This window comes from Clostridium sp. UBA4395, from assembly GCF_002390995.1.
Classification (GTDB): domain Bacteria; phylum Bacillota; class Clostridia; order Clostridiales; family Clostridiaceae; genus Clostridium_J; species Clostridium_J sulfidigenes.
The window spans coordinates 1-13,042 of the sequence record NZ_DGRF01000047.1; the positions used below are offsets into that span (position 1 = coordinate 1).

Annotated in this window: 14 protein-coding genes, 1 riboswitch and 1 other annotated feature; of the genes, 9 read left to right on the forward strand and 5 right to left on the reverse strand. The window is 28.2% G+C overall.

Features of this window, described 5'->3' with window-relative positions; genetic code table 11:
* Positions 1-98: 98 nt before the first annotated feature.
* Positions 99-330 (forward strand) — a binding site (T-box leader).
* A gap of 131 nt (positions 331-461) precedes the next feature.
* From epsC to B2694_RS07535, 3 genes are all read left to right on the forward strand, one after another.
* Positions 462-983: a serine O-acetyltransferase EpsC gene (gene epsC / locus B2694_RS07525; RefSeq protein ID WP_346885218.1), complete on the forward strand. Its 522-nt coding sequence runs from the start codon at positions 462-464 to the stop codon at positions 981-983.
* A 36-nt stretch (positions 984-1,019) separates the two neighbouring features.
* Positions 1,020-1,949, forward strand: coding sequence for a cysteine synthase A (cysK, locus tag B2694_RS07530; RefSeq protein ID WP_346885219.1), 930 nt, complete (start codon positions 1,020-1,022; stop codon positions 1,947-1,949).
* A 154-nt stretch (positions 1,950-2,103) separates the two neighbouring features.
* Positions 2,104-2,688 carry a hypothetical protein gene (locus tag B2694_RS07535; protein ID WP_346885220.1) on the forward strand — a complete coding sequence of 195 codons (585 nt, stop codon included), beginning with the start codon at positions 2,104-2,106 and terminating at the stop codon, positions 2,686-2,688.
* A 225-nt stretch (positions 2,689-2,913) separates the two neighbouring features.
* On the opposite strand, the gene B2694_RS07540 is transcribed toward B2694_RS07535, so the two are convergent.
* Entirely contained in the window at positions 2,914-3,393 is a 480-nt protein-coding gene (locus B2694_RS07540) for a TspO/MBR family protein (RefSeq protein ID WP_346885221.1), read from the reverse strand.
* Positions 3,394-3,563: 170 nt separating this feature from the next.
* On the opposite strand from B2694_RS07540, the gene B2694_RS07545 reads away from it, so the two are divergent.
* The 4 genes from B2694_RS07545 to B2694_RS07560 all read left to right on the forward strand — a co-directional run bounded on the left by B2694_RS07545 (position 3,564) and on the right by B2694_RS07560 (position 8,162).
* A complete protein-coding gene (locus tag B2694_RS07545; protein WP_346885222.1) occupies positions 3,564-4,085 on the forward strand; it encodes a hypothetical protein in 522 nt (173 codons plus the stop codon).
* Between the two features lie 102 nt (positions 4,086-4,187).
* A complete protein-coding gene (locus tag B2694_RS07550; protein WP_346885223.1) occupies positions 4,188-5,048 on the forward strand; it encodes a rubredoxin-like domain-containing protein in 861 nt (286 codons plus the stop codon).
* Between the two features lie 128 nt (positions 5,049-5,176).
* Positions 5,177-5,827, forward strand: coding sequence for an FMN-dependent NADH-azoreductase (locus B2694_RS07555; RefSeq protein WP_346847576.1), 651 nt, complete (start codon positions 5,177-5,179; stop codon positions 5,825-5,827).
* Between the two features lie 346 nt (positions 5,828-6,173).
* On the forward strand, positions 6,174-8,162 hold the full coding sequence (locus B2694_RS07560) for a methyl-accepting chemotaxis protein (RefSeq protein ID WP_346885224.1): 1,989 nt from the start codon (positions 6,174-6,176) through the stop codon (positions 8,160-8,162).
* 81 nt (positions 8,163-8,243) lie between these two features.
* Here the strand turns inward: B2694_RS07560 and B2694_RS07565 are convergent, their stop codons facing one another.
* The 3 genes from B2694_RS07565 to B2694_RS07575 are packed head-to-tail and all read right to left on the reverse strand — an operon-like array spanning position 8,244 to position 11,130.
* Positions 8,244-9,008 carry an ABC transporter ATP-binding protein gene (locus tag B2694_RS07565; protein ID WP_346885225.1) on the reverse strand — a complete coding sequence of 255 codons (765 nt, stop codon included), beginning with the start codon at positions 9,006-9,008 and terminating at the stop codon, positions 8,244-8,246.
* Positions 9,008-10,096, reverse strand: coding sequence for a FecCD family ABC transporter permease (locus B2694_RS07570; RefSeq protein WP_414632721.1), 1,089 nt, complete (start codon positions 10,094-10,096; stop codon positions 9,008-9,010). The genes B2694_RS07565 and B2694_RS07570 overlap by 1 nt, the downstream gene beginning before the upstream one ends.
* Positions 10,097-10,104: 8 nt before the next feature.
* Complete coding sequence (locus B2694_RS07575; RefSeq protein WP_346885227.1) at positions 10,105-11,130, reverse strand: ABC transporter substrate-binding protein; 1,026 nt, start codon at positions 11,128-11,130, stop codon at positions 10,105-10,107.
* Between the two features lie 133 nt (positions 11,131-11,263).
* Positions 11,264-11,432: riboswitch (cobalamin riboswitch) on the reverse strand.
* Positions 11,433-11,683: 251 nt separating this feature from the next.
* Here B2694_RS07575 and B2694_RS07580 point away from each other — a divergent pair.
* Together B2694_RS07580 and B2694_RS07585 are read left to right on the forward strand one after the other, a co-directional pair.
* Positions 11,684-12,004, forward strand: a complete 321-nt coding sequence (locus B2694_RS07580) for a (2Fe-2S)-binding protein (RefSeq protein ID WP_346885228.1) — start codon at positions 11,684-11,686, stop codon at positions 12,002-12,004.
* A 158-nt stretch (positions 12,005-12,162) separates the two neighbouring features.
* Positions 12,163-12,339: a (2Fe-2S)-binding protein gene (locus B2694_RS07585; protein WP_346870834.1), complete on the forward strand. Its 177-nt coding sequence runs from the start codon at positions 12,163-12,165 to the stop codon at positions 12,337-12,339.
* A 77-nt stretch (positions 12,340-12,416) separates the two neighbouring features.
* Here B2694_RS07585 and B2694_RS07590 read toward each other — a convergent pair whose 3' ends face one another.
* Positions 12,417-12,698 carry a hypothetical protein gene (locus B2694_RS07590; protein WP_346885229.1) on the reverse strand — a complete coding sequence of 94 codons (282 nt, stop codon included), beginning with the start codon at positions 12,696-12,698 and terminating at the stop codon, positions 12,417-12,419.
* Between the last annotated feature and the right edge of the window lie 344 nt (positions 12,699-13,042).

Consider the following 13,042-nt stretch of genomic DNA (forward strand, 5'->3'; position numbering starts at 1 on the left):
ACATTATCAAAAATCGATCAGAAAAACATAAAAATTTAAATAAATTATTTGACTTTTTTTATTTAAGTGCATATAATGAAATATAATAATTTAAATATACAAATACATTGAAGAAGGAAAGTAGTATGTAATGAAAATTCAGAGAAAATATCTATTAGCTGAAAGGATATTTATTGGAATTATATATGAAGTGCCCTTTGGAGTACGATACCGAATTAAGTAGGCTATCGCGGTTTTAACCGTTATATTAATAGAGTATTATAGTACTTGAAGAGTGGGGTTATTTTTTTACCAAATAGAGTGGAACCGCGGATATTATCCGTCTCTAAGTTTATCTTAGAGGCGTTTTTTTTAACTCTAAAATCGCTTAAATATAGTATGAAGTTAATTATTTAGATTAAAAATAAGTATATTGTTGATTTATGGTTTTACAATTGAAATTTTTATGGAGGAAATATATTATGAACTTTTTAAAATCGCTTAAATATGATATAGACTCAGTTTTCCCAAGAGATCCTGCAGCTAGAAGTAGGGTTGAGATATTTTTATTATATCCTCACATAAAGTCTCTTATATTTTATAGAATATCTAATTTTTTATATAGAAAAAAATTATTCTTTTTAGCAAGATTTATTTCAAATATCAGTAGATTTATTACAGGTATAGAAATACATCCAGGAGCTAAAATAGGAAGAGGTTTATTTATTGATCATGGAATGGGGGTGGTAATTGGTGAAACAGCAGAAATTAAAGATAATGTAACTATGTATCATGGAGTTACACTTGGTGGAACGGGTAATGAAAAGGGAAAACGGCATCCAACTATAGGAGAGGATGTAATTATTGGAGCTGGTGCTAAGGTTCTAGGAAATATATATATTGGTAAAGGAACTAAAATAGGAGCTAACTCAGTAGTACTGCAATCTACAGAAGAAAATTCAACTGTAGTAGGAATAGCTGCAAAACCTTTAAATAAAAAATAATATTAAATTTTAATAAAATATAGGGAGGAATTACTCATGAAAAAGATTTATAGGAGTTTAACAGAATTAATAGGAAATACACCACTATTAGAGCTTTCAAATTATAATAAAAAGCACAATTTAAAAGCAACTATAGTTGCAAAATTAGAATACTTTAACCCAGCGGGAAGTGTAAAGGATAGAATTGCAAAGGCAATGATTGATGATGCAGAGGCTAGGGGAATTTTAAATGAAAATTCCGTTATTATAGAACCAACTAGTGGAAATACTGGTATAGGGCTTGCTTCAGTGGCATCAGCAAGAGGATATAAAATTAAATTAGTGATGCCAGAAACTATGAGTATTGAAAGAAGAAACTTGATGAAGGCTTACGGAGCTGAGATTGTGTTAACTGAAGGTGCTAAAGGAATGAAGGGAGCAATAGCTAAGGCTGAAGAGTTAGCTGGTGAAATTCCAAATTCATTTATTCCCGGACAATTTGTAAATCAAGCTAATCCAGCAATTCATAAAGCAACTACAGGACCAGAAATTTGGGAAGATACTGATGGTGAAGTAGATATTTTTGTATCTGGAGTTGGAACAGGGGGGACTATAACTGGAACGGGTGAATTCTTAAAGTCAAAAAATTCAAAGGTGTCAGTTGTAGCAGTAGAACCAGAAGATTCACCTGTGTTGTCAGAGGGTAAAGCAGGACCTCATAAAATTCAAGGAATAGGTGCTGGATTTATTCCAGAAACTTTAAATAAAGAAGTTTATGATGAAATCATAAAAGTATCTAATGATGATGCTTTTGATACAATTAAGGAACTAACAAAGACTGAAGGATTGTTAGTTGGAATATCTTCAGGAGCTGCATTAAAAGCAGCTACGGAATTAGCTCTTAAGCCAGAAAATGAAGGGAAAACTATAGTTGTTTTACTACCGGATACTGGAGAAAGATATTTATCAATTCCAAACTTTATATAGAGTATAACAAGTTAAGGAGAAGGGATAAATTTATACCCTTCTTTTTGTTAATTAAAATTTAAATAATTCATATTGTATTGAAATAATATTTAATATAACATTATATAGAGAGATAAATGATAATAGTCAAATTAAATGTTAGGGGCGAGGTATAGTGGCAGATAAAAATGGAGATGAATATGTAGTTTTATCCTTAAACCAATTAATAATAGATAATGAGGGGCGAACAGGGATACCCTTCGAGGTACTAAGAAAGGTCTTTGGGTTTTCCATAAATGTAAAGGGACCTCATATTTATATAAAAGGTGCCTCAAATAAATTTGAAATTGCTAAAGATAAATATAATAGTAAAGAGGGCTCTACAGATAATTTTTTAGAAGACTTTAAATTTTTAAAGGAGAAATTTTCTTTTAAAGAATATTACCAGGGCTCTCTAATATATAGCTCAGACTTAAGGGGACTTAAGCACTATGATGTATTAATTACGGAGAATTCAACTTGGTGTAATATAACCCTAAGAGGAGATTATGTAAATTATTGTGATTTCTCAAGTAATAAAAATATAATAGCTCCCCTTATGAAATTTTACTTTCCTAAGGGTTATGATAAAATTCTTAAGGATATTTTAGAAAAGGAAAATGCAAGATACATATGTGACGAAAGAGATGTACTTATAAGAAAGGATTTTGATGGTAATACCAAAGAAATCGTATTTTCTCAGTTAGGTGGAAGTTTGTAAAATAAAAAGAGATTTTTTAGTAGAATTTCAATAAGAAATAAATAGGATTGATTTTAAATTTGAAACTTAGGGAAAATACAAAATAAGGAATACTCTTATATGGTATTCCTTGTTTTGTGAGAAAATATTTATATTTAATCTTATTTTAATTTGTTCTTACGTAATAAGTTCCAAATTTATGAAACGTAAAATAAAGGAGTGGTAGTAATTAAAATTTGAATATATTTAGATGTTTAAAAGAATTATATTATAATTTAAGTACGCAGCAAATATTAGCCATAAAAGATATGGTATCTGTAAATATGCAGCACATTTATTTATCTTATAAAAATTAAATATCATAAAGGAAACTAATACTATCAATATCAAAACCCAAATGAAAGCAAAGGTAAATTGATTTAAGTTGAAAAATATTATAGACCAAAAGAAGTTGACTATCAGTTGAACTATATAAAGTTTAAGACTATATTCTTTATATGGAGAATTTGATTCATAAACTATATAGGCAGAAATACCCATAAGTATAAAAAGAATAGTCCATACAATTGGAAAGACAATAGCTGGAGGAGCTAAATCAGGCTTTATAAGATTAGCATAAACTTCTCTACTATTTCTTGTAAGTAGTGAAGAAAGAAATCCGGTTCCTAAACTGAGTATTAAACTAATTATTAATGGTTTTAATTTAATGGAATATATATTTGACATATTTTCACCTCCTTAATGCTATAGAATTTAAATTTAGAGTTCATATAAAGTATATTAAAACTATTATAAATTAGTACTTATATAATAATCATATTATTATGAATATATTTTAGATATAATTACATAATACTTATTTGTGAGTGAAACTCATATTATAGAAGGGGATTAAGATGAATAATTTATTACATCCAGTAAATGAGAATAAGTTTAAAGAAATAGTTAATATAAGATTTAACAATATTAATGAAGGATTTAATAATTATAAGAGTGCAATGTTAGAAAGTAAAACTTTAGAGGAAGCTGAGAAAAATATAATTAAATTTATGGAGGAAGTTATAATATTAAATGGCGAGGATAACTCCTTTGTAGATTTATATTTTTCTACTTTAGAAAAAGAAGATAAGGAAAGACTAATAGGGTTATTGGAAGAAAAAGATAAAGAAATAATGGAAAGTATTAAGGATACTTTACAGGGAGACACAATTTATTTTAGGTTAACAAAAGACATCATACCATTTATAACTAGATTAAGTACTAGAGAAGTTCTATTCTGTACTGTATATTTCACAAAATATCCATTTACTATATGGGGTAACTATAATAAAAAATTTCCATGTTTTTACAAGGAAGATAAAGTATTGGATTTATATACTAGTATTGCAAAGGAATGCGATGTTGAAGTTATTGTTTAATAATAGCTATTATTGACTAATTTATGAGTTAGTAATACTATAAGTATATAGCTATAAGGAAAATTACAGTTATAATATAGGGTGTATATGGAGGAATTCAACATGAAAAAATTTATTTGCAAAGTATGTGGATACATATATGAAGGTGAAAAATTACCAAGTGATTTTGTTTGTCCAGTCTGTGGCGTGGGATCAGAGATGTTTGAAGAATTGAAGGAAAGTAATTTGTTTAGTAAATTTAAAGTGCTTAATAAGGTTAAAGAAAACGATGTAGTTACATCTTTTTATTTAGCTTCTGTAGATAAAAAAGTTTTAAAAACACATAAAGCTGGACAATTTATTTCTATAAAACCAATAACTGAAGGGGATAAATCTAGTGAGGTTAGACAATATTCCTTATCTATGAAGCCAGGAGAAGATTTTTATAGAATAAGTGTTAAAAGAGAAGATAAAGGATTAATTTCCAGATATCTTCATGACAATATAAATGTAAATGATGAAGTAGAAATAACAGAACCATTAGGCGAATTTATATTAAAGGATAACAATAAACCCTTAGTGCTTATAAGTGGTGGAATTGGAATAACGCCTGTGATGTCAATGCTTTATAAGGCTATAGAAGAAGGACGAAAGGTGAAATTTATTCAGGCAGTTATAAATTCAAATGTTCATACTTTTAAAAATGAACTAAGGGATTTAGCTAAAAAATATGATAATGTAGACGTAGAATTTTTCTATAGTAAGCCATCAGATAATGATAAACTTGGGGAAGATTATCAATTTGAAGGATATTTAACTAAGGAATGGATTGAAAAAAATCTATCAAAGGATGAAGAATTTTATTTCTGTGGACCTTTAGGGTTTATGAAAATGATATATGATGCCTTAAAGGCAATGGGAGTGTCAGAGGATTATATAAATTATGAAATGTTTGGTCCATCTGCTGACTTATCAAAAATGTAGTTTACAGGGATATTTCAAAGTATATTTGAAGTATCTCTGTATTTTTTAAATGTTCTCCCAAATAGTTATGAATATTTTAAGCTTTAAAGCAAAGAATAGCATTATTAATAATTATAGAGGTGAAATTTATGAAAAAGTTATTGTATATAACTGTAAACTCTAAACCGGAAGAGTTATCTGCTAGTAAAACAGTAGGTAGAGCATTTGTAAATAAATTTTTAGAAAAGCATAAGGAGTTTATTCTAGAAGAATTAGACCTTTATCAGTGTCACATACCTAGACTTGAGTATGAATACTTTGAAAAAAGAAATTGTATGATTAAGGAAGAAGATTTTAGTAAGTTGAATGAAAAACAACAAGAAGAAGTTCATAAAATTGTAAAACTTGTGGATCAATTCAAAGAAGCCGACTTATATGTAATAGCAGCGCCGATGTGGAGTCTTTCCTTTCCAGCTCCATTAAAAGAATATATTGATTGTATAGTTATGGATGGAAAAACTATAAAAATATCAGAAAACAAAATGGAAGGATTATTAAATGACAAACCAAGGGCTATGGTATATATCCAATCATCGGGGGCATCTATTCCATGGATGTTAAGGTCTATTTTTAATAAAGGACTTGATTATGTAAGAGATATAATGAAGTATATAGGAATTAAGAAATTTGAGGAACTATTGGTGGATGGAACAGGTTTTACTGAAGAAGAAAGAAGAGAAGCTATAGAAGAGGCTAACAAAGAAGTAAATAAACTTATAGAAGAAATTTGGGAAAAATAATTAATATATTATAAAAACTGTTAATATTCTACATATTAATAGTTTTTTTGCGTATACATAGGATGTTTTTTTTACTAAAGTGTTTATTATAATTCCGTTGATACGATTATAATTGTGTAACCTTTAATAAACAAATAAATTATATATTTTTATTAATAAGATTACTATTTAATTTTAATATAGTTATATATTATAGAATATTGAAGAAGTTTAAAATTAGACTAAGAAAGGAGATGGATATGAAATATATGCTTGTAGAAATAATAATATATAAAAAGTAAAATTGTATGTGTTGAGTAAGCAATGACTTATATGTAAGACTGGAATTAATTATAGGGGGAGAATTATGTTTAAGTTTAAGCGTTTAGGAACTAAAATGACTGTGTTTATAGTAGGCATAGTGTTAGTTGGAATGTTAACAACTCAATTAACAACTACTATAATAATGAAACAAAATCTTAAAGAAGATACAAGTGAAAGAGGAACTACAGTAGTAGCGGAATTAGGAAAGTCCTTTGAAAAGGAGCTATTACAGTATGAGAAAGATTTAAAATTAATTGGAGAAGAAAGTGCTTTTAATAAGGAAGTGCTTAAGGATTCTGTAGCTTTAGAAGAGGTATCATCATTATTTAAGAATTATACTGAATCTAACTCACAGATATTAAGCATATATGTAGGATTTCAAGATAAAAGTATGCTTGCAGAACCTACATGGGAAGTGCCAGCAGACTATGATGTAACCCAAAGAGAATGGTATGTAGAGGCATCAGAAAGCCCAGAAGATGTAATATGGACAGAACCATATATTGATGCCGACAATAATGTTCCAGTAATTACAGCAGCCAAAGCTATAGTTGAAAATGGAAAAGTAAAGGGAGTATTAGCTGTTGACTTATCTCTAGAAAACTCTTTAAACAATGTTAAAGAGCATAATGTAGGATACAAAGGTTATGCATTTTTAGTTAGCAATGAAGGAGTTGCACTATACCATCCAAAATTAATTAATGAAAACCTAAAAGAGCAACCTATGTTTGGTGAGATTTTTAAATCAGAATCGGGTTCTTATAAATTTAATGAAGGTAAGGAAGATTTGGAAATATATTACTATACTATACCAAACTTCAATTGGAAAGTAGGAGCTGTATATAATGAGAAAGATATGCAAGCTAGTATAATTGAAATTAATAATTTTACTATGGCTATAACTTTTGTAGTGATGCTAGTATTAGCTATAATATTGTTTATACTTATAAAAAGAATATCTAATCCTTTAGTTAAGTTATCCAAGGAAGCAAAGTTAGTAGCAGAAGGTGATTTAACAGTAGATATAAAATCTAAATTGAAGGATGAAATTGGACAAGTAACTAATAACTTCAATAGCATGGTTAAGGATATTAATAATATAGTATCTAATGTACAAAAATCTATATATCAAATCAATAGTGCTAGCGAAAATCTAAGTGCTATATCAGAAGAAACTACAGCTTCAACAGAAGAGATAAATGCTGCAGTTGCAGAAATAGCTAGAGATACCTCAAATCAAGCAGAGACTATTGTAGGCATAGTAGACAAGGTAGAAAAACTTAATGAATCCATTGAAGATATTAATAATATTATCAATAAAATGAATGAACTATCCAATTCTTCTACAGCAGCATCGGAATTAGGCTTAGAAAATGTAAGTAATTTAAATATAAAAATTAATGAAAATACTACTGAACTTAATAAGGTAAATGACATATTCCAGGGATTAGTTTACAAGCTACAAGAAATAGATAAGGTTATCGATATGATAACTAATATATCTGATCAAACTAACTTACTAGCCCTTAATGCAAGTATAGAAGCAGCCAGAGCTGGAGATGCTGGAAAAGGATTTGCTGTGGTAGCAGAAGAAGTTAGAAAATTAGCAGAGCAATCTAGTGATGCAACAAATAAGATTAAGGAATCTTTAACTAATATAAATAAAGAAACTAATAATGTGAAAAGTGCAATACTTTATGCTAATGATATAAACAAAGAAACTGCAAGTGCTGTATTAAGTACAGAACAATCTTTTAATTCTATTAATGATGAGTTACAAGAAATAGTTGAATTAATAAGAGAAACAAGTCATAGAACAGAAGATATTAATAACTATAGTGGAAATATCTTAGGTGGAGTAGAAGACATTTCAAATAATGCACAACAGAATGCATCTACCGTTGAAGAAGTTAGTGCTTCTATAGATGAACAAAGCGTTGTATTTGGAAGTATAGCACAACACTCTGAAGAATTATCACAATCTTGTCATGATTTATCACAATTAATCAATCATTTCAAAGTAAGTAAGTAGAAATATTTTTTAGACTATAACAATGAAATAAATTATGGATAAAATAAAGGGTATCTCAAGTTTTGGAGATACCCTTTATTGTTACATAGGGTTATAACAAATATTTAGTAAAGTAGTTGTAGGATTTTCTATAATCACTGAATCAACTCCATAAACATCTTTAATTAACTTAGAAGTAAGAATTTCTTTAGGTGTACCATAAGCAACGATTATACCTTCTTTTAAAACATAAAGTTTGTCACAATACATTGCTGCAATATTTAAATCATGAATTGCAGCAACTACTTCTATGTTAAGATTTTTTACAATACTCATAAGCTGAATTTGATATTTTATATCTAAATGATTAGTTGGTTCATCCAAGATCAAACACTCGGGTTGTTGTGCTAATGCTCTAGCAAGAATAATACGTTGTTGTTCACCACCGGAAAGAGTTAAAAAGCTTCTATTTATAAAATTTACCATTCCTACTTTATCTAAGGCATCATAAATTATATCGTAGTCCTCTTTTGTATCTCTATCTAAAAATTTTTTATGTGGAGACCTACCCATGAGTAATATATCTTTTACAGAAAAATCAAAATTATAATTATTGTGTTGAGAAAGAACAGCTAATTTTTTAGAGCTTTCTCTTACTGTAATTTTACTTAAGTCAATATCATCTAATTTTATTATGCCACTATTGGGTTTTAAGTTTCTATAGATACACTTTAATAAGGTAGACTTACCACTACCATTTGGTCCAATAATTCCTATGAATTCTTTATTATTAGCATTAATATTAATACCCTTTAGAATATCAGTATCGCCAAATTTAACTTTTATATTCTCTGTTGAAATATGCATTAATTGCTACCTCCAAATCCATAGGATTTTTTTATCATAAGCCATACAAAGCAAGGCGCACCTATCATAGAAATTAATATACCAATTGGAACCTCGGTGCCTCTTATTATAATTCTAGATAGTACATCTGCCCAAATTAGAAATATTGCACCTAGTATAGCCCCTATAGGAATTATTTTTTTATGATCTGTACCAAATAGTATTCTAACTATATGGGGAATTATAAGTCCAATAAATCCAATCATACCTGAGGAATATACTATTACACCAATCATTAAAGAAGTAATAATTAAATAGACGATTCTAAATTTATGTAAATCAGTACCTAAAGTAACAGATACTTCATCACCTAAAAGCATTAGGTTTAGAGTTCTATATTGGGTCATAAAGAATAATGTTCCTATAAAAATAATAGGGAGTATAAAAGAAATTTCATTCCAATTAGCACCAGCTAAACTACCCATAAGCCAAAAACTGATATTTTTCATTCCTTGAGAATCATTGGTAATATAAACTATAAAGCTTGAAAATGCACTACATACAGAGCTCAGAGCCATTCCAGAAAGAAGTAATTTTACAGAATTTGTTCTTCCACCTATATTAGAAAGCATTAAAACTAGCATTGAAATAGAAAAAGCGCCTATAAATCCCATTATTCCAATATAACTGCTACCTAAGCTTGTTCCAATACCGAGTAAAATTGCTAAAGTAGCCCCAAGGGATGCTCCAGAAGATATTCCTAAAATATAGGGGTCGGCTAACGGGTTTTTAACAATTGCTTGCATTACAATTCCAATTACGGATAATCCCATTCCAACGGCTATAGCTAAAACTATTCTAGGCATTCTAATCAACCATATAACATCTACTTTAGCAGCACTTGTAGAGAGTTCACCTATACTAAAAAGTTTATAAAGAATAATCCCATATACTTCTTTCATGGATATATTTACTGAGCCAATGGTAACAGCTAGTCCTATTGAAAGAATAAGTATTATTAAAAGAACAAGAGAAGTACCTATATAAATAGGCATTCTCTTAAAAATATTAGAATATGTAGTTCCGTATAAATTTTTATTTTTAATCATCATAATTACTAATTACCTAAAGTTCCATATAAACCTTGAGAAAAGGTATTTATTCCATCCATAGTTCTGATGCCACTAGAATACATTTCTCCTAAAGATATAGGATATACTCTTTTATTTTTAATAGCTGAAAGTGTTTGAAGAGATTCATCCTTTAAAATTTTATCTACTTCTTGTTGAGGAATGTTTTCATCGCCTCTATCCATATATACTACAAATATACAATCAGGGTTAAGAGTGATTAAGTCTTCTTTACCAATACTGTTTCCTTCAGGACTAAGTAAATTAGCACCAAGTTTTGTTATCATATCACCAGCTAAAGTGCTAGCTCCATAAGTGCTGATTTTATCATCAAAGAATTCTACAACTAAAGCATTTTGCTTTTCCTTATCCTTAACTGAATTAGCAGTATTTTCAACAGCCTCAGTAATTTTATTTACTAGAGCTTGTGCCTTATCTTCAACATTGAAGATTTTTCCTAAGTTTAATATGTCAGTAATTTCATTATCAATAGTTTTCTCTTCAGCAACACCACTATTTAAAGACATATATGTATTAGTATCATTATCATTCCAATAAGATACATCACCAAGATTTTTATCCTTAAAAAGTGAATACCAGCCAAGAATGAAGTCAGGCTCGGACATAACCACAGTTTCTTTTGAAGGCGTAAATTCTTTTAGGTAATTAATTTTTTCAAAAGCAACCCTATATTCTTCCTTTACAGGATGGTCAAGACCAGCTGCAGCCACTATTTTATCTTCAATACCTAAAGCAAGAAGGGTTTCTATAGAGTTTTGATATACAGCAAAAACTTTTTCAGGCGCTTTATCAAAAGTTAGTTTTATAGGTTCTTTTTTGAAGTTATAAGTTTCAATTGTTACTGGATAATGAGAATCTTTAGATTCATTTTGAGATGAATTAGATTTCTCAGAAGAAGTGTTTTTATCAGATTTGTTATTACTACAACCTACTAGACTAAGGATAAGTAATAAGCTCAATAGAAGTGAAGTGATTTTTTTAAAGTGTTTCATTGCAATTCTCCTTTAACATTATAATTATAATCAGTTAAATATTATAATTTGTATGAATATAAGGATACTCTTGATAAAGCCATAGACAAAAGCATAGTTGTCATGGCGAATATCACTCTTTACTCGAAGAGTATCGATATTTTTAATATTGGTAAGTATCCTGACTTATAGATCATTATATTAATTAACCTTCCCAAACAAAAGTTCAGTGGTATAAACAATTAATATTCCCTAATTACAGTAGCGGTACTGTGTGGAAATTTCATCCATCTTCCTTTAAAACCAATATCATTCATATACTATTATATTTCAACAACCCATACTTTATCATAGTTGAGAAAGGTTGTCAATGAATAAAAAGGAAGAAATCTTTAAATTTTCAGCAGGCGTAAATTCTATACTGAATATATTATTAAAAGTAACAAATAATAGAATTGTAGGTATATCTATCATGGAAGATGAATAGTGAATATGTAATAATAAATATTGATTAATAAAAATTATTAGGTTATAATGGAAATATATAAATAAAAGATTTAAGGAGGAATATGAAATGTCACTAGAAAAAATCGTATGTTTATGCAATGGGGTTACTTATGCTGCAGTAAGAGAGGCTATGGCTCAAGGAGCTAGATCAGTACAAGATATTCAAGCTGCTACAGGAGCAGGAGATGTTTGTGGAGGATGTATTGAAAGAATTGAAAAAATACTAGGGGATGTATGCACATGTAGAAATGTTTGTACTGAAGAGGTAGTAAAAGCAATACAAAATGGAGATACTACTGTAGAAAAGGTAGGTGTAACTACAGGGGCAGGAACAGCATGTGGAAAATGTAAATGTGTTATTGAGAGTTTAATTGACTCAAATAAATAGTATGTTTTAATGCTACAAACAACTTCATCGGATGTAAATATAAAATCTTAAATATAGTGTATTGAAATGTGTTTTATAGTAATACTATTATAGAATAATTACATTATATATGATTAATTACGTTAATCATATATATCTATATTAAGGAGGAAAAATAAATGTCAGAAAATAGAATTGTATGTACTTGTCAAGATGTAGACTATAATACTATAAAGAAAGCCATTGAAGATGGTGCTAAGACAGTAGATGATATAATGGAAGCTACAGGAGCAGGAACTGTTTGTGGAGGATGTATTAGTGAAATAGAAGAAATTCTCCAAGAATTAAAAAAATAATTAATATAAATTTTTAGGTCTATATTGATATATAAAGTAGTTATATCAATATAGACCTAAATTAATTTTCATGTTTATTAGTTTTTCATCTGATTTTTCACATCATTTTTTAATTCTTTAGCTATTGTTTTCCCTCCAACCATAGCTTTATTGTACAGGTTTTTAGCTAATTGACCTTCTTCGCTAACTTCATCTTTCATTTGATTTTTAAGGTCGTGAACAAATTTCTTATTTGAAATAAATTCTTTAATATCTTCCTTTTTTTCACCATACTGAATTTTAACTTCAGTATACATATCCTTAACTTCACTAGTAACTTTATTCATACCTTCTTTAACTTCATCACCTATTTTATTCATAAAAATCTCCTCCCATAAAATTATTTTAAATGAAATTTAGTATCATAGTAGTAGAAATCATTATAAAAAATAAAAAGAAAATTTAATTCTATTTTCTATATAGTTTACTCAAATTACAAAATAATATTTAATGAATTTAATGGATATTCAATTTTAAAATTTAAATGGTTATATTAAAAAATATAGTGAAAGAATATACTCACCCCATGTATTAATAAAATAAAGAACTATAGATTAAGCTGTATGAAAAAAGTATTATATATGTATTATTAAGTAATAAAATTTAAAAAAAGTAATATGTATATTTTTAAAATATTGAAAATGGTAAATTGAAAAGTTAAATT